Source organism: Gluconobacter sp. DsW_056 (genome assembly GCF_002153595.1).
Classification (GTDB): domain Bacteria; phylum Pseudomonadota; class Alphaproteobacteria; order Acetobacterales; family Acetobacteraceae; genus Gluconobacter; species Gluconobacter albidus.
Genome location: NZ_JOPF01000009.1, coordinates 206,872 through 224,409 on the forward strand (window position 1 = coordinate 206,872; position 17,538 = coordinate 224,409).

The window sequence follows — 17,538 nt, forward strand, 5'->3', positions numbered from 1 at the left end:
GCGCTCAGAACTGGGCTGGCGTACAGGCGACGGACTGTGCGTGCAGCTTCACACAGTAAGCCCGCGCAGCTTTCAGATCCGCAAATCCGCCGATCCGCAGACGCACGAACGTATGATCCCCACGCGTGGTCTTTTCGAACAGCGGTGTATGCCCGGCGAGCAGGGCCGGCGCCTGATGGCGCAGACTGTCCCATTCCTTACGGGCCGCAGCTTCACTGTCGAGCGCGCCGAGCTGCACTTCATGCGAACCACTGGCTGCCTCGGTTTTCTCCGCAGCCGGAGCGGCGGTTTTGGGCGATGCGACAGCATCGGGATTGGGCACAGGCGCGGGCAGCGGCTTCTCCACCGGTCGCGCCGCATGATGGACTGGCGCCTCTTCCTTCTTGGGGGCTTCCTTGACAGGCCCAGCCTTTGGAGGCTCGGCCGGGGCAGCAGCCTGATCCTGCGGCTTTTCCGGAACTGTGGCAGGCAGCGCGGTCCCTGGAGACATCTGCCCCGTATCCGCAGGCGCAGCCGCTTCGGGCGGGATCGCAGGCGTCTGGGCTGTCGAAGCCTTGTCCGGAGTGGCGGCTCCCTGTGCCGGGGCATCCGCTTTCGGTGCGTCTGTTGCAGATGTTCCCGGTGCCGGTGTGCCGGGAGGGACGCCGTACTGACGGGCCAGCGCCTTCGTATCGGGTTGCTCGGGGCCGGGCGCGAGATGCGCCTCGCCGCTGCCGGTCATGTCGGTTTCCCCGTCATCACCACTCATGATCTGCATTCCGCCCGGATCGGCGGGACGGTCCTTCACGGGGCCCGGCGGCGGACCGATGATGGGGATGCCACCATGGTGGCCGCCCATGAGCGACCAGCCGCCGACCGCCAGCATCAGCACCACGCCGATGCCAACCGCACCGCCGACCAGCTTGCGCGTGGCAGGATCACTACCCAGAACCGATGTCAGACGCCCGGCTCCGGAGGCTCCCCCGGCAGCAGCCGGACGGCGGCGCGGCGGGGGCTCGTCGTCATAATCGTTGCTCAGCCGCTCGCGGTCGAAACGCGCCTGCGGGCGTGGTCCAGAAGCCGGACCCGCAGGTTGTTTCGGGGCGCGGGCGTAATCGCCGGGATCGGGGCGGTTGCGATCCTGATCGTTTTCCGGGCTCATCGCATTTCCTCTACCGGCACGACGCCGAGAATGGTGAGGGCACAGCGCAGCGTTCCCGCAATGGCCGAAACCAGCGCCAGCTTGGCGAGGCTGGTTGCGCGGTCGTTCTCGTGCAGGAAGCGCAGGGTGGTATCTTCGCGGCCCCGGTTCCACAGGGCATGGAAGTCGGAGGCCAGATCAATGCAATAGGTCGCGATGCGGTGCGGCTCACGGGCCGTAGCCGCGGCTTCGACACTGCGCGGGAAAGCCGCCAGACGACGCAGGACGGCCAGTTCGACGTCCGAAGACAGGTTGGCCAGGTCAGCGCTGCACAGGGCTTCCGGCATCACGGCGTCCGCGCCGAACATCGTCTCGGCCGAACGCAGGACCGAACGGCAGCGGGCATGGGCGTACTGGACGTAGAACACCGGATTGTCGCGCGTCTGGGCGACAACGGCGTCCAGGTCGAACTCCATCTGCGCATCGGCCTTGCGGGTCAGCATCGTGAAGCGCACGGCGTCACGGCCCACTTCATCCAAAAGGTCGCGCAGGGTCACGAACGTGCCAGCGCGCTTGGACATCTTCACCGGCTCGCCGTTCTTCACGACGCGCACGATCTGGCACATCACGACTTCAAAGCCGGTCTTGCCATCCGTCAGGGCCGAAATCGCGGCACGCATGCGGGAAACGTACCCGCCGTGATCGGCGCCGAGGACGTCGATCAGGACGTCGGCATTCTCGGCCTTCTGGGCGTGGTAGCCGATGTCGTTGGCGAAATAGGTGTTGGTGCCATCGGACTTGCGGAGTGCGCGGTCCTGATCATCGCCGAATTCGGTGGAGCGGAAGAGCGTCTGCGGACGGGCTTCCCAGTCTTCCGGCATTTTGCCCTTGGGCGGCTCGAGCACGCCTTCATAAAGCAGGCCCTTGCTGTCGAGCTTTGCGATCGCGGCATCCACACGACCACTGGCCAGCGTTTCGGCCTCGCTGGCGAAGACTTCGTGCGAAATACCCAGCGCTTCCAGATCCTCTCGGATGGCCGCCATCATCTGCGTCAGGGCTTCACGGCGCACCGTCTCGAACCAGACGGACGGATCGGCGGGACCACCTTCGGCATTGGCGAGCGCGCGACCATGCGTCTTAACAATGCTCTCGGCAACAGGGATCAGGTACTCGCCCTGATATTGCAGGCCATTCGGGGTCAGCGGGCTGAAATCGTCTGCGGAAATCTCCGTGCCGATGGCCTGAAGATAGCGCCAGTATGTGGCCCAGGTCAGAGCGACGACCTGCGTTCCGGCGTCGTTGATGTAATATTCGCGCGTCACCGGGCTGCCTGCGGCTTCGAGCAGGTTTGCCAGCGCGTCACCGACCACCGCGCCGCGACAGTGACCGACATGCATCGGGCCGGTCGGGTTGGCGGAGACGTATTCCACGTTCACGCGCGTCCCCTGCCCCATCGTGGAGCGGCCATAACGGTCACCCACCTTCAGCACGGAGACGGCCACGCCCTGCAGGACTTCGGGCCTGAGCGTCAGGTTCACGAAGCCCGGCCCTGCCGCTTCGGCCTTCGCGATCTCCGGAAGTTCGGAGAGCTTCGCGACCAGTTCGGCGGCAATATCGGCGGGTTTGCGGCGTGCGGGCTTGGCGGCCAGCATCGCAGCATTCGTCGCCATATCGCCGTGGGACGGGTCCCGGGTGGGGGTCAGGTCGACGCGCTGCACCACCTCTTCCGGCAGGCCGGGGACGACCGATCGCAGAGCATCGCACACCTGAACCCGGGTGCGGGCAAAGAGACAGTCAGTCGTAAGGGTCGTGGTGTCAGCGGCCATTTCAGCTCGATTCCTGTAACGCGTCTTCAAATCAGAGGCTCTATCAGCCCAGCACGGAGAGGTCCGTCAACCGTCGATGTTCTTCCATCGCGAAACGATCGGTCATTCCGGCAATATAATCGGCCACCAGACGCCTGCGCTGCACGTCATCGGCGGCTTTCGCACGGCCCCGCAGCGGATCGGGCAGAAGGCCGGGATCTTCGGACAGGATGTCGAAAATTTCGCGCACGGCGATCTTGGCCTTCCGCGCCATGCGGTTGACGCGCCAGTGGCGGTACATGTTGGCATAGAGAAACTTGCGGATGGTCTTGTTGGCCTCACGCATTTCCGGGCTGAACGCCACCACGGGATAGCCGGCATTACGGATGTCGTCGGCCGATTGCGGATTGAGCGCTTCGAGGTTCCGGCGCGTCTGGTCCGTCAGGTCGGTGGCGAGCTGGTTGATGACGACGCGGATGGTTTCATGACGCACGCGCTGGGCCTGATCAGACGCCTCACGCCCGATCTGACGCTCCATCTCGCGGGACCGGCGCAGGGCGTCTCCGACCAGCGGCAGGTCTTCAATATCCTCAAAAGACAGCAGCCCGGCGCGCAGACCGTCATCGAGATCGTGGCCGTGATAGGCGATATCATCTGACATGGCCGCCACCTGCGCTTCGGCCGAGGCGTGGCTTTGCAGGTCGAGATGATGTTTTGCGTCGTATTCCGCGAAATAGGGCGTCGGGCGTTTGACCGGGCCGTTATGTTTGGCGAGGCCCTCCAGCGCTTCCCATGTCAGGTTCAGGCCATCAAAGGCGTGGTAGCGGGCTTCGAGCGCGGTCACGAGCCGCAGGGACTGGGTGTTGTGATCGAAGCCACCCCAGTCCTTCATCGCAAGTGCGAGGGCGTCTTCCCCGGCATGGCCGAACGGCGTGTGACCGAGATCGTGAGCAAGCGCCACGGTTTCGGTCAGATCCTCATTAAGGTCCAGATTGCGGGCGATCGAGCGGGCGATCTGCGCGACTTCGAGCGAATGTGTCAGGCGTGTGCGGAAAAAATCGCCTTCGTGATTGATGAAGACCTGTGTCTTGTATTGCAGGGTCCGGAACCCCGCAGAATGCAGCACGCGGTCACGGTCCCGCTGCCAGGGCGAGCGGACCGGGCTTTCCACTTCGGGGTAGAGTCGGCCTCTGAAATCCGTAGGGGAGCCGGAATCCTGTACCGCGTAGATCGCTACCATCAAGACATGTCCTGCGTGAGCCGTCGGGCCGAGAGAGCGCCGTTTCGGGCGGCCCACGGGGTCATTCTACGCCAGCATTGTGCCCGCGCAAGCATGCCTCCTCTACCCACCCCTTTGCTCTGGGGGACGCTCTGGCCATATAATCAGGACCGCAGTTGTCTTTTCAGAGTGTCTTTACCAGAGTCCGGGAAACAGAACCCATGTCCGACACCGTGCCTTTCAGCGTTTCCGCCAGTGCGGCCGCCCGCATCAAGGAGATCATCGCAGCCCAGCCCGAACCCGAGGGGCTTGCGCTGCGTGTTGCGGTTCTGGCCGGAGGCTGCAACGGATTTCAGTACCAGTTCAAACTGGAACGCGATCAGGCCGCGGATGATGTCGTCATCGAACGTGACGGTGCGCGCGTGTTCGTGGATACGACCAGCCTCGACCTGCTGGAAAACGCGGAGCTGGAATTCGTGGACAAGCTGATGGGGGCGCATTTTACGGTGACGAACCCCAATGCGGCCTCGTCCTGTGGCTGCGGCACCAGCTTCTCGCTGGCCTGATCAAATGAGCACGACGCCGTTCACCTTCGCGAGCTGGAACATCAACTCCATACGCGCCCGCGCCCATCACGTTCAGGACTGGCTGGAACGCCATCCGGACTGTGACCTGCTGTGCCTTCAGGAAATCAAATGCGAAGACAGCCAGTTTCCGGCCGTGTTCGCAGAAGCCGGGCTACATGTCGCAACCTCGGGACAGAAAGCCTATAACGGCGTCGCCCTGATCGGACGCCGGCCTTTCACGGTGACGCACCATACGCTTCCGGGCTTCGATCATCCGTCTGCCCGTTATATCGAGGCGGAACTCGACGGCATCACGATCGGCAATCTGTATCTGCCCAACGGCAATTCCGGCGGCGAAGATGGTTACGCGACCAAGCTGGCGTTTTTTGACGCTTTAGCGGAACGCGCGCGTGTTCTGCTCGATGCAGAAAAGCCGTTTGCGTTCATCGGCGATTTCAATGTCTGCCCGACAGACGAGGACCTGGCGCCCGGCGCGCTCTCACCGGATGACGCACTGGTGCGACCCGAGACGCGCGCGGCATTCCGCAGGTTAAAATGGATGGGGCTAACGGATGCCCTGCGCGCCCTTCACCCTGCGGGCCGGCATTACACGTTCTGGGATTATCAGGCGGCCGCGTTCCAGCGAAATTCGGGCCTGCGGATCGACCATGCGCTCCTGTCAGCCCGCCTGACGGAGCGTCTGACAGCCTTCGTGATCGACCGGAACGAGCGGACGAAGGAAAAGGCCTCCGATCACGTTCCGGTTCTCGTTACGGTTTGAAGGCGTAAGGGGAACAGGCCACCCTGTCTCCCTTACGTCCCCTCATGCGTGTCGCAGACTGGGTTTTCGACTCAGATGGCCCGGCTGCCACTGATACCCGTTGCCGCTCCAGCGCCAGTAGCCCGGCACCCAGTGCAGGTCTCCGCGATGGGGGGGAATGGTCTCCGGAAGCGTGTGCGGCGGCGGCGGGGGCTGCCGGTATGGGCCACTATAGGGCACGAACTGGGCATGGGCTGTTCCCGACATCGGCGCAATCGCCATCGTACCTGCAAACAGGGCGGAAACAGCCAAGATCCCTGACAGATGTTTCAGCATCAATGCTCTCCTTCTCATGACGCCTTGTCACGGAAAGATGATGCCGGGAATGTGTTGTCGCAGCTGAGGCGCATCTGTGGCGGAATCCGGGCAAACCATGATTTTGTGTTTCATGCATGATGCCTTTCCCTACGCCTGTAACGGAAAGATACAGAAGTTGATATGTGTCTTTTAAGATACAAATTTAGAACTGAATTTATTTCCAGTCTTTGAATTTGAATATCTTATATTGACTGTATCATTTGTGACACACAACGTAGTGTGCGCCTACATCTTGCACATCCGGTTCGCACGCCATTACCGCAGACCCTCATTTCGTTTTTTCGTTGGGGGTTTCATAATGTACACAGACTGGCGGCTTGCGGCCTGTATTCTCGGCAGCGTCTGGGCCTTCCCGCTTCGCGCCCAGGCCCCCGCCTATTTCATGCCCGCACATCATACCGCCCGCACACGGATGCCCCGTCCGGATGCCCTGCGGGATCCTGCGCTGCTGGACAGCATGACAGGTCGATCCGGGTCAGGTGGATTAAGTTTTGACCAGACAGGAACGTCCCCCGTAGTGCGACGAGAGTGGATGAAGCTGGATCTGTCGAATCTCTCAAAAATTGGCCCTCTGGACGTCGAGCGGGCAGCACAATCGCCGCTAATGGAAGAAAAAGGCGTGACGACGACTTTTGCCTATCCGCTGAAATCACTTCCGGGCGTGGACCTGACGGCGAGCTTCTTCGGAGGACACCGCGATACCATCCAGGGTGCCGCAGGCGGCAGTGCAGCTGTGACAGCGGGCATCCGGGTACACTGGTAGTTTCGCGGCCCACACCTGGAAATAACGAAGCCAACAGGCAGCATGAAAAAAAACCGGCACCTCCCGAATGGAAGATGCCGGTTCCGAAACAGCGAATGAGGCTGCTTAAGGCTTACTTGCTGGCAGTCGGCTTGGGCTTCGGCAGGTCGAGCGCCAGATGAAGCTCTTTCAGACGGGCCGGTTCGACCGGGGCCGGGGCTTCCATCATCAGGTCTTCGCCACTCTGGTTAAGCGGGAAGAGAATGACTTCGCGAATGTTCGGCTCATCGGCCAACAGCATCACGATACGGTCCACGCCCGGTGCGGCACCACCATGCGGCGGGGCACCGTAACGGAAGGCGTTCAGCATGCCGCCGAAACGCTCTTCCACGACCTCGGGGCCGTAGCCTGCGATTTCGAAGGCACGCAGCATGACTTCCGGCAGATGGTTCCGGATCGCGCCCGAGGACAGCTCCACGCCATTGCAGACGATGTCGTACTGGTAGGCGTTGATCGTCAGCGGATCCTGCGTGTTCAGCGCCTCAAGGCCACCCTGCGGCATGGAGAACGGGTTGTGCGAGAAGTCGACCTTCCCGGTTTCCTCGTTCAGTTCGAACATCGGGAAGTCCACGACCCAGCAGAAGCGGAACGCGTTCTTCTCGATCAGGTCCAGTTCGGTTGCGACCTTGGTGCGAACGACGCCAGAGAACTTGGCAACTTCGTCCCCCTTGCCAGCAGCGAAGAACACGGCATCCCCGGCCTTGAGACCGCAGGCTTCACGAATGCTCTCGACGCGCTCGGCTTCAAGGTTCTTGGCAATCGGGCCCTTGCCGCCTTCGGCCTCGAAAATGATGTAGCCCAGACCACCGGCACCGCTCTCACGCGCCCAGGTGTTGAGCTTATCGAAGAAGCCGCGCGGACGATCACCCGCACCCGGAGCGGGAATGGCGCGGATCTGGCCGCCCGAGGCCGCGATCTTGGCGAACAGACCGAAACCGGAATCGCGGAAGGCTTCCGTGACGTCCTTAATGATCAGCGGGTTACGCAGATCCGGCTTGTCGGAACCGTAGTCGCGCATGGCGTCGGCATACGGAATGCGCGGGAATGCGCCGTCCGTGATTTTCCAGCCTTCGGGCGTGAACTCGTTGAACACGCCGGCGAGGACGGGTTCGAGCACCGTGAAGACGTCTTCCTGCGTGACGAAGGACATCTCGAAATCGAGCTGATAGAACTCGCCCGGGCTGCGGTCAGCGCGGGAGGCTTCGTCACGGAAGCAGGGTGCAATCTGGAAGTAACGGTCGAAACCGGCAACCATGGCAAGCTGCTTGAACTGCTGCGGAGCCTGCGGCAGGGCGTAGAACTTACCCGGATGCAGACGGGCCGGGACGAGGAAGTCCCGTGCACCTTCAGGGGACGAGGCCGTCAGGATCGGCGTCTGGAACTCGGTGAAGCCCTGCGCGATCATGCGCTGGCGCAGGCTCGTGATGACCTTGCTGCGGAGCAGGATGTTCTGATGCATCTTGTCGCGGCGCAGGTCGATGTAGCGATATTTCAGGCGCAGTTCTTCGGGGTAGTGCTCGTTGCCCGCAACCTGGAACGGCAGGACTTCGGCGCTGGAACGGACGTCCAGAGCCTCAGCCAGAACTTCGACGTCACCGGTCGGCAGGTTCGCGTTGCGCTGCGATCCATGACGCACCACGACCTTGCCGGTCACGGTGATGACGCTCTCGACACGCAGGCGCTCAACCTTTTCCAGCAGGTCCGTGCCCGAGGGGATGACGATCTGCGTCACGCCATAATGGTCGCGCAGGTCGATGAACAGCAGGCCGCCGTGATCGCGCTTGCTGTGCACCCAGCCGGAAAGACGGACGGTCTGCCCGGCGTTCTCTTCACGCAGGGCGCTACAGTCATGGGTGCGGTATAGATGCATGTCGGGCCTCTTCAACGTCCTGTGCGGATAAGTGGGCGCAGGAAGCCGGGACGGCCCTCTGATGTCAAGTTTTCTGCGACTTCAGGGGCGCGTTCAGACCTTTTCCTTCATGAAACCGTCGAAATCGACCGCAGCCCGCGCCATGTCGGCCGCATGCCCGGCTCCGGCCAGCGCGATGGGTTTGCCATCCTTGAGATAGGTCGCAAGGAACTTGAAACCGCGGATATCGCCTTCCAGCGCAACGTTGTCGAAGCTCTCGCCCCATCCCAGAAGCTCGATTTTCTTGCCAAACTGCTGCGTCCAGAACCACGGCATGGGCACGTTCGGAGTATCATGTCCCATCATCGCCAGAGCCGCGATCCGCCCCTGCACTTCGGCATGACGCCAGTGCTCGATTCGCCGTGGCGCGCCGTCATGGAAGACAGCCGAGGCGTCTCCCGCGGCATAGACACTGGGATAGGCCCCAACGTCGTCGCCCCGCGTCACGCGCATCTGGCCGTTCACGACAATCGCGCCGCTTTTGTCGCGTTCGAGACCCGAAACATAATCCGTAACTGGCATCACCCCGACGCCCAGAAGCACAAAAGCGGCGGGCAGACGCGTGCCGTCTTCCAGTTCAACGCCAGACGCCGTCCCCTCTTTGCCGTCATCGGCATAAATCTTCGTCACCCGCGCGTCCGAGACGAACGCCACGCCGTTTTCTTCATGCAACTGACGGAGACGAATGCCAATTTCGCGGCCGAACTGCTTTTCCATCGGGATTTCGCTGTCGGAAATGATTGTCACACCAACGCCCCGCTGTCGCAGGGATGAGGCTGCTTCAAGCCCGATGAATCCCGCGCCCACGATCGTCACCGCCAGGTCGGGGTCCAGAATGGCGGCGATCCGCTCAGCGTCCGCTTCGCGATGCAGCGTATAGACGCCTTTCATCTCCACCCCCGGAATATCCGGCTTTTTAGTGACCGCACCCGTGGCGATCAGGACATGATCGGCTGTCAGTTGCGTCCCATCCTCCAGGGTTGCGGTCCGGGTCTGCGGATCGAACTGCGCCACATGCCCCCGGATGCGCGTGATGTCGCGCTCGGTATAGAATTCTTCTTCCCGGACCGGAGGCGCATGCGCTTTTTCGGATTCGCTGACGAGGACGGTCTTGCTCAGGGCCGTGCGGTCATAGGGAAGATCCTTTTCCTCGCTCACCATCGTAATGGTGCCCGCAAAGCCTTCCGCCCGAAGCGTGACTGCCGCACTGACAGCTGCGGCTCCGGCGCCAAGAAGCAGGACGCTGTCCCCTTCCTGTCGTTTCTGCGGCGCGACACGCTGCATCGGCTTCAGTCCGACCAGAACGCGTCCATCAACGATCCGGGCCGGGTAGCGCGGCAGGGGATCAAGGGCCAGCGGTTCGACAAGGCTTCCATCCGTCGCATCAAAAACCGCCTTGTGCCAGGGGCAGACCAGCACGCTGCCTTTTTCGGTCCGACAGAACGCCCCCTGTTCCAGCGGCGCTTCCTTATGCGGGCATTTTCCTGCGAAGGCGTGGATTTCTTCACCATCGCGAATAAGAACCACCGGTACCCCGTCCAGAGAAAAAGGGGTGATCCTGCCGTCCTCAAGCGCGTCGAAGGCTGAAAGATCACGGAAATCGGCGTTCTGGACGGAATGGGACATCGGATGGGGCCTCCCGGTTGGGAAAGAGGTCAGTCATGAGAGCGAACGCAGCATAAGGCGACGGGTTGGCAAACATCAAAAAACCCGCCCGGACATCACGTCCGGACGGGCTTTTGAAAAACATCTGTCCGGTGGAGACAGGCTCAGAACATGTCGTCGAATCCGCCGCCGTCACCGCCGCCGAAGTCTCCTCCACCGGAATCGCCACCGCCGAAATCGGAGTTGGAGAAGTTACCGGCATCGGTACCCGAACCGCCAAAGGGATCGGCCGTCGACGCATCACTGCCGTAATTGTTGATGATCGTGTCACCACCCGCGCCCCAGCCGCCGGCTGCGTCGCCGCCGCCACCGTGATGGTCGGAGAACAGGCCTTCAAGCGCGTTGGCAGCCATCATGCCGCCAGCAACGCCCGCAGCCGTGGTCAGAGCCGAGCCGAGGAAGCCCGAACCGCCGCGCTGAAACATGCCCGGCTGGTAACCTGGCGGATAACCATACTGCTGCTGCGGCATGAAGTTCGGCGGAGGCGCAGCCTGTGCGCCCCAGCCCGGCGGAGGAGCGGACTGCTGCGGGCGGTTGCCACCGCCGAAGAAACCACCGAAAAGCCCGCCCGACTTGCCGCCGCCAGACTGCTGCGCCTGTGCGAGCTGCTGCTGGGCCTGCTGGAGCTGGAATTCGAGCTGGCGGATACGGTTCTGCGCCTGCGCCAGAGCGGCTTCCTGCACCACGGCCATCTGGGTGACGCGGTAGCGTGCTTCCGGATACTGCTGGAAGTTTTCGGCGATGAAGCGGTCCGCTTCGGGGTCTACAGGCGGCAAAGGGGCGGCCGGTGGCTGGCCGGGTCCCGTGACCTGCGGCCCTCCCCCGACACGGGCGACGAAACGGGCGATCAGATCGCGTTCTTCGTTGTTCATCGTCATCATCCTTCCAGATGAAGAAATTGCTGAGCCTCCATCATATGATGCAGCCACGAGCACTCTACAAGATCAACCGCAGGAGGCTCCCTTCCGGTTCAGGGCCTGTGCCTGTAAGGTGACGCCCGATTTCTGCCAACCGGAGCCTATCGAATTGTCTGCGACCCGGCCGCTCTGTTTTCAGGACCTGATCCTGCGCCTTCATCAATTCTGGTCCGAGAAGGGCTGCGCCATTTTGCAGCCTTACGATACCGAACTCGGAGCAGGCACGCTCTCCCCTCACACTACGCTTCGCGCGCTCGGTCCCAAGCCGTGGGCCGCGGCCTATGTGCAGCCCTGCCGCCGTCCGTCGGATGGCCGTTATGGCGAGAACCCGAACCGTCTTCAGCACTATTACCAGTATCAGGTGCTGCTCAAGCCGACGCCGGAAGACAGCCAGCAGCTTCTGCTCGACAGCTATCGCGCCATCGGGATCGACCCCGAACTGCACGATATCCGATTCGTCGAGGATGACTGGGAAAACCCGACCATCGGCGCCTGGGGACTGGGCTGGGAAGTCTGGTGTGACGGAATGGAAGTCTCGCAGTTCACCTATTTCCAGCAGGTTGGCGGTATTCCGACCGTCATGCCGTCTACGGAGCTGACCTACGGGCTCGAGCGCCTAGCGATGTATGTGCAGGGCGTTGAGAACGTCTATGACCTCGATTTCAATGGCCGTGGCCTGACCTATGGCGATGTGTTCCTGCGCGCCGAGCAGGACTATTCGCGCCATAATTTCGAACTCGCCGACACGCAGATGCTGCTCACCCATTTCAACGATGCCGAGCGGGAGTCCATGCGCCTGTCCGAGGCCGGCGTGGCCCAGCCTGCCTATGACCAGTGCCTCAAGGCCTCGCATCTGTTCAATCTGCTGGATGCGCGGGGCGTGATTTCCGTGTCCGAGCGCGCATCCTATATCGGGCGCGTCCGAGCGCTTGCCAAAGCCGCCTGCGATGCCTGGCTCGCCGGTGAGGAGGAGACGTCCCATGGCTGAACTCTTTATCGAACTGTTCAGCGAGGAAATCCCCTCCGGCATGCAGGCCCGCGCGGCGAACGATCTGGGTTCGCTGCTGACCAAAGCGCTCGACGGCCTGAACCCGCGCGACCTGCGCATTTTCTTCGGCGCCCGGCGCATTGCGGCAGTCCTGAGCGTTGATGCCGAAATCCCGGCGCGCAGCGTGTCCGAACGCGGGCCGCGCGAGGGAGCTCCAGAAAAGGCGCTGGAGGGCTTCACCCGCAAGCATGGCGTCACGCCAGGGGATCTGACGCTGGAAAACGGCTTCTGGGTTCTGAACAAGTCCCTCGACCCGGTGAGCGCGGAAAGCCGAGTGGCCGAAGCCGTGCCGGAGCTGCTGTGGAAATTCCCCTGGCCGAAATCCATGCGCTGGGGTGCGAGATCGAACTTCACCTGGGTCCGCCCGCTGCGCCGGATCGCGTGTCTGCTGGACGGACACGTCGTGCCGTTCGCCCTCGCCCGTGACGGGGACGACGCGCATGGGCTGAAGGCGTCCAACCTCTCCGAAGGTCACCGCTTCCTCGCGCCCGGCGCGTTCGAGATCCTGTCCGGCCAGCAGTGGAAGGACGAGCTTGAAACCCGCTCGGTCATCGTGGACATGGACAGCCGCCGCGACATGGTGCGCACCGGCGTGGCGCGTCTGGCGGACCAGCACGGCATTACGGTCGTGCAGGATGACGGGCTGGTCGATGAGGTCTGTGGGCTGGTCGAGTATCCGGTGCCGCTTCTGGGCCAGATCGACGCTGCGTTCATGGATCTGCCTGCGGAAGTGATGCAGGTCTCCATGCGGATCAACCAGCGTTATTTCGCGCTCCGCAATCCGGACGGCTCGGCTGCACCCTATTTCGCCTTCATCGGCAATCTGCCGTTTAAGGATGGTGGCAAGCTGACCACGGCGGGCAATGAGCGCGTGCTCCGCGCCCGTTTTGCCGATGCCCGACATTTCTGGGATCTGGACCGCAAGACCAAACTGGCTGACCGCGTTCCGGCTCTGGCAGCGGTGACGTTCCATGCCAAGCTGGGCACGCAGGCCGAGCGCGCCGAGCGGATCTCGAAGCTTGCGGGCACCGTGGCGCAGGCCATGGGGCTTGATGGCGCGCAGATCGCACAGGCCGAGCGCGCGGGTCTGCTGGCCAAGGCGGATCTGACGACCGGCATGGTCGGCGAGTTCCCGGAACTTCAGGGCGTCATGGGCGGCTATTACGCGGCGCATGATGGCGAAAACGAAGCGGTCTCCCGCGCCGTGGCCGAGCATTACCTGCCGCGCGGTCAGTCCGATGAGACTGCAAAGGCGCCGGTTTCGGTCGCTGTGGCACTCGCGGACCGGCTGGACCTGCTGGCCGGGTTCTTTGCCATCGGCGAACTGCCGAGCGGTTCGGGCGATCCGTATGCGTTGCGTCGTGCGGCACTCGGCATCATCCGCACCATCCGTGACAACGGGCTGCGTCTGGACCTGACGGAACTGTTCACGCAGGCCGCGAATGGCCGGACGGGCGGCGAACTGGCCAAGCTGCAGGACTTCATTGCCGAGCGTCTGCGCGTGCAGCTTCGCAGCGAAGGCGAGCGGCATGACGTTCTTGCGGCCATTCTGACGCGCGGGCTGGACGGCGATCTGGTCCGGCTTCTGGCCCGCACCTCGGCGCTGTCGGAGATGATCCAGACGGAAGACGGCCGCAATCTGCTCGCTGCTGCCAAGCGGGCCGCCAACATCCTGCGCATCGAGGACAAGAAGGACGGCCCGCATACCGGCGCGCCCAATCCGGCCCTCTATACGCAGGACGAGGAACGCGCTCTGGCTGCCGGTCTGGATCAGGCTGTTCCCGCGATTGAAACAGCTCTCAAAGAAGAGCGTTTCACCGATGCGATGCAGGCCATTGCGGCCCTGCGCCCGACGCTGGACCGGTTCTTCGAAGCCGTGACGGTCAATGCGCCGGAGCCGGAGGTACGGGCCAACCGCCTCAGGCTGCTGTCCCGCTTCCGCGAGACAACCGCCCTGATCGCCGATTTCGGCCAGATCGAGGGCTGAGACGATGGGAGCGTGGTGGTCCGGATCCGTCACCACGTTCCTTCACACGCCTCCGGACCAGCTCTGCGCCGCTTTGGCCCATAAGGTGGTGCAGAACCGTTTTCAGGGCGAGCCGCAGCAGGCTCGTGCCTGGGAAGCGCAGATCGATCTTCTGCATGAAATTCTCTCCACACTTCCCAACGCACAGGACTGGCAGGTTCTGTTCGAGTTTCCGATCCCGCGGCTTGGCGGCCGGATCGACACGGTTCTGGTCTCGCCCGGCGCGATTTATGTACTGGAATTCAAAATTGGCTCGTCCAGCTTCGACGCGGCCGCTCTCTCCCAGACGGAGGGCTATGCGCTCGACCTGCTGGATTTTCATGCCGCCAGTCGGAAACACCCGCTCATTCCAGTTCTGGTCGCCACGGATGCGCCGCCCCGCGCCCAGACAACGCCGCTTCTGCTTCCCCTGGGCGTCACAGAGGTTCAGTGCGTCAATGCAGCGGGACTGAAAACGCTCCTGACCACGCTGGCGGCACAGACGGCTCATCCCGATCATCCGCTGCTCCCCGCGCAATGGGAACATGCTCCCTACGATCCGGTCCCAAGCATTGTGGAGGCGGCCCGGCAGATTTACGCGACACATAGCGTTGCCGACATCCACACCGCCCGTGCCGATGCGACGAACCTGACACAGACCTCGGCCTGCATCGCCAGCATTCTGAACACGGCCCGGACAGCTGGGCGCAAGGTGATTGTGTTCGTGTCGGGTATTCCGGGCGCGGGCAAGACGTTATGTGGTCTGAAAGCGGCTTTCGCAGATGGAAGCGACGCAACTGGCGCCACGTTTCTGACGGGGAACCCGACCCTTGTTTCGGTTCTGCGGGAGGCCCTCACGCGCGATACCGTCAGTCGTGGACAAAAGCGCCTGCTCGTGGAGCAGCGGATGGAATCCACCATTCAGTCCCTGACGAAATTCCGCGATCATTATGTCGGGCGGCCTGAAGAATGTCCGCCTGAACAGATCATGGTCATTGACGAGGCCCAACGGTGCTGGACGCAGGCTCAGGCCGTGCGCAAAAGTACATCGCGTCACGTGAAGCTGACGGACTCCGAGCCTGCGCATCTGCTGGATATCATGGGACGGCATGAGGGGTTTGCAGCCATTCTGTGCCTGATCGGGCATGGACAGGAAATCAATGATGGCGAAGGCGGTCTGGCCTGTTGGGGCGAGGCACTTTTAAGCCGCCCGGTATGGTCGGTGGAGGCCGCTCCGGATGTGATCGGGCCCGGGGACCTGACCCATCTGCCATCAGCACTTGCGGCGGGCCGGCAGCGCTTTTTGCATCTCGGGGTGGCAATCCGCTCCCTGCGCGAAGAAAAAGCACCCCGCTGGGTCAATGCCGTATTGAATGGAGACGTCGAGACAGCGAGAAGTCTGGCCGGGCAGACGGATCTGCCGTTTCGGCTCACACGCAGTCTGGATGATCTGCGGGCCGGGCTCCGTCATCGCTCCCGCCTGACCTACCGGTGCGGGCTGGTCGCAAGCTCCAAAGCGAAACGTCTTCGCGCCGAGGGGCTTGGCTGTGAAGTTCCGCATATGGACGACAAGGCTGTCTCCCAGTGGTTTCTGAACCGCTGGGTTCCGGACAGGGATATCCGGGCCTCTGATGCGCTGGAAACCTATGCGACGGAGTTTGCAATCCAGGGGCTGGAACTGGATTTCGTGGGGCTGTGCTGGGATGGAGACCTGATCCGCGCCTCATCAGGCGATTGCTGGCAGCCACGTCGTTTCTCGGGCACGAAATGGGCCAATGTAAAATCTGAGGAAACGGCGCTATGGCGACTGAACACCTATCGCGTCCTGCTGACACGGGCCCGATACGAGACCCTGATCTGGGTGCCGCAGGGTAGTGCAGATGATCCGACACGCGATCCCGAAACACTGGACCGGATCGCAGATTTTCTGATGGCATGCGGTGTACCCCTTCTGGGAACTGTCGCTGATACCGCTCCGCCCTTTACCGTGCAGAACGATCTGGCAGATCTGCTGAGCGGTTAACCTTCATCGTATTCCAGACCTGGGTCCCAATGAGCCTCCCGCTTATGATTTACGCGAGGGGACCGTCGGTTCTCAGCGCTTATGGATCTGTGCGGTCATTGGCGAGGGCTGAATTCCGTAGGTGATGACCGTTCCGGCAGGGGCGCGTTCGAACTCTGCGGCTTTCGTATAGAAATCGGACATCGGAAAGAACGGAAAGTGCCAGTCCCGGATACAGGCTGCTGTGACGAGCAGGAGCGCCGAGACCCCGGCTGCCTTCAGCGCAGGGCGCGGGGCCCGGGCAAGAACGAAGAATGACCCGAGCAGGGTCAGCATCGCGAAGATGTAATACCGATCGCTCCAGCCGGAATACTGCATGACATGCCACTGGGGCTGATCAATGGACACCTGAGGATGCGCCAGGGCAGCCGCAAAGGTCAGCCCGGAAGCAAGAAGCGCCTCACGGAAAATCGTAGGGCCACGCATGCAGGCATAGATCAGGACGGCGATCCCCAGAAGACAGAGCACGACCGGCAGGCTGCGATGCTGCCACCACAATGCCGACCCCGCCACATCTGCAGCCGCATGCTGTCCGAACAGGAGGCCGATCTCGATATTGAGGGCGATGATGCGCACCCCGGTGATGAGCGAGGCCCCGAGTTCAGTGCCGACCCGCTGATGTGCCTTGTGCAGATAGGTGATTGCCTGCAGGCCCACACAGAGACTGACGAGCGCAAGCCGTATCAGATGTGAGCGGTCCCGGACCGCCGCAAAACGGAGCAGGGCGACCGGAAACAGGAAGACGCAGAACGGCCCTGTCAGCCCTGACAGCAGCAGGACTGCTCCGCCTAACAGGCGCTGCCCCCAGCCCTGCGGCGGCGTGCTTTGGAGAACCAGAAACGCCAGAATGGCGAGGTGCCACTGGGAGTTGGTGAGATTGACCTGCACTTCGTAGGAATTGGGCAACGCAACCATGAACAGCGCGAACAGCAGGCGCGACGTCCTGTCCGGCCATGCCTGATCCAGACGTCCGGTCAGCAGAAACAGAGGTGGTGCGAGTTGCACCAGAAAGGCCACGACCGCAAAAAGGGTCGGAGCCAGATGGAACGGCAGGCCCTGCGCCAGAAGGCCGATCAGACGTGGGAAAGTCTGGAGATATCCTGTCTCCGGATTGAGCAGGCTTGCCACGCCCTGTTCATAGGCCTGCGGATACCAGACCCATGAATCCTCGCCCCAGAACTGCGCCATCAGCAGCGCGCCCGGATGTCTCAGGAACAGGGCCACCGCGAAGACCAGTCCCCAGAACACCAGCCGGGACGCCGGCATACCGCCTTTCAGCATA

Annotated in this window: 14 protein-coding genes; 6 read left to right on the forward strand and 8 right to left on the reverse strand. The window is 62.5% G+C overall.

Annotated features, from left to right (window positions below):
* Window positions 1-4: 4 nt before the first annotated feature.
* From HK22_RS08175 to HK22_RS08185, 3 genes are read right to left on the reverse strand one after another with little or no spacing between them, the layout of a single operon-like run.
* Window positions 5-1,141, reverse strand: a complete 1,137-nt coding sequence (locus tag HK22_RS08175) for an SPOR domain-containing protein (RefSeq protein WP_086648915.1) — start codon at window positions 1,139-1,141, stop codon at window positions 5-7.
* Window positions 1,138-2,946 (reverse strand): arginine--tRNA ligase, encoded by a 1,809-nt coding sequence (gene argS / locus HK22_RS08180; RefSeq protein ID WP_086648916.1) that lies wholly within the window; start codon window positions 2,944-2,946, stop codon window positions 1,138-1,140. The genes HK22_RS08175 and argS overlap by 4 nt, the downstream gene beginning before the upstream one ends.
* A 43-nt stretch (window positions 2,947-2,989) precedes the next feature.
* On the reverse strand, window positions 2,990-4,165 hold the full coding sequence (locus tag HK22_RS08185) for a deoxyguanosinetriphosphate triphosphohydrolase (protein WP_062033709.1): 1,176 nt from the start codon (window positions 4,163-4,165) through the stop codon (window positions 2,990-2,992).
* Window positions 4,166-4,365: 200 nt separating this feature from the next.
* Here HK22_RS08185 and HK22_RS08190 point away from each other — a divergent pair, with 200 nt between their 5' ends.
* Together HK22_RS08190 and HK22_RS08195 are read left to right on the forward strand one after the other, a co-directional pair.
* Window positions 4,366-4,710, forward strand: a complete 345-nt coding sequence (locus tag HK22_RS08190; protein WP_086648917.1) for an iron-sulfur cluster assembly accessory protein — start codon at window positions 4,366-4,368, stop codon at window positions 4,708-4,710.
* 4 nt (window positions 4,711-4,714) lie between these two features.
* A complete protein-coding gene (locus tag HK22_RS08195) occupies window positions 4,715-5,491 on the forward strand; it encodes an exodeoxyribonuclease III (protein ID WP_086648918.1) in 777 nt (258 codons plus the stop codon).
* 42 nt (window positions 5,492-5,533) lie between these two features.
* On the opposite strand, the gene HK22_RS08200 is transcribed toward HK22_RS08195, so the two are convergent.
* Window positions 5,534-5,806 carry a YXWGXW repeat-containing protein gene (locus HK22_RS08200; protein WP_062033715.1) on the reverse strand — a complete coding sequence of 91 codons (273 nt, stop codon included), beginning with the start codon at window positions 5,804-5,806 and terminating at the stop codon, window positions 5,534-5,536.
* A 340-nt stretch (window positions 5,807-6,146) separates the two neighbouring features.
* Between HK22_RS08200 and HK22_RS15315 the strand changes: the two genes are divergently transcribed.
* On the forward strand, window positions 6,147-6,611 hold the full coding sequence (locus HK22_RS15315) for a hypothetical protein (RefSeq protein WP_086648919.1): 465 nt from the start codon (window positions 6,147-6,149) through the stop codon (window positions 6,609-6,611).
* A 112-nt stretch (window positions 6,612-6,723) separates the two neighbouring features.
* Here HK22_RS15315 and aspS read toward each other — a convergent pair whose 3' ends face one another.
* From aspS to HK22_RS08220, 3 genes are all read right to left on the reverse strand, one after another.
* Window positions 6,724-8,520 (reverse strand): aspartate--tRNA ligase, encoded by a 1,797-nt coding sequence (aspS, locus tag HK22_RS08210; protein WP_086648920.1) that lies wholly within the window; start codon window positions 8,518-8,520, stop codon window positions 6,724-6,726.
* Between the two features lie 93 nt (window positions 8,521-8,613).
* Complete coding sequence (locus HK22_RS08215) at window positions 8,614-10,185, reverse strand: FAD-dependent oxidoreductase (RefSeq protein WP_086648921.1); 1,572 nt, start codon at window positions 10,183-10,185, stop codon at window positions 8,614-8,616.
* A gap of 143 nt (window positions 10,186-10,328) precedes the next feature.
* Complete coding sequence (locus HK22_RS08220) at window positions 10,329-11,096, reverse strand: DUF2076 domain-containing protein (protein ID WP_062033911.1); 768 nt, start codon at window positions 11,094-11,096, stop codon at window positions 10,329-10,331.
* Window positions 11,097-11,250: 154 nt separating this feature from the next.
* Here HK22_RS08220 and HK22_RS08225 point away from each other — a divergent pair, with 154 nt between their 5' ends.
* Genes HK22_RS08225 through HK22_RS08235 form a run of 3 tightly spaced genes read left to right on the forward strand, consistent with a single transcriptional unit; the run spans window position 11,251 to window position 16,217 of the window.
* The gene (locus HK22_RS08225; protein ID WP_086648922.1) at window positions 11,251-12,129 is read left to right on the forward strand and encodes a glycine--tRNA ligase subunit alpha; all 879 of its coding nucleotides are present in this window, start codon (window positions 11,251-11,253) and stop codon (window positions 12,127-12,129) included.
* On the forward strand, window positions 12,122-14,176 hold the full coding sequence (glyS, locus tag HK22_RS08230) for a glycine--tRNA ligase subunit beta (protein ID WP_086648923.1): 2,055 nt from the start codon (window positions 12,122-12,124) through the stop codon (window positions 14,174-14,176). Before HK22_RS08225 ends, glyS begins: the two co-directional genes overlap by 8 nt.
* Window positions 14,177-14,180: 4 nt before the next feature.
* The gene (locus HK22_RS08235) at window positions 14,181-16,217 is read left to right on the forward strand and encodes a DNA/RNA helicase domain-containing protein (RefSeq protein WP_086648924.1); all 2,037 of its coding nucleotides are present in this window, start codon (window positions 14,181-14,183) and stop codon (window positions 16,215-16,217) included.
* Window positions 16,218-16,289: 72 nt separating this feature from the next.
* Here HK22_RS08235 and HK22_RS08240 read toward each other — a convergent pair whose 3' ends face one another.
* Window positions 16,290-17,522 (reverse strand): hypothetical protein, encoded by a 1,233-nt coding sequence (locus tag HK22_RS08240; RefSeq protein WP_143412393.1) that lies wholly within the window; start codon window positions 17,520-17,522, stop codon window positions 16,290-16,292.
* Between the last annotated feature and the right edge of the window lie 16 nt (window positions 17,523-17,538).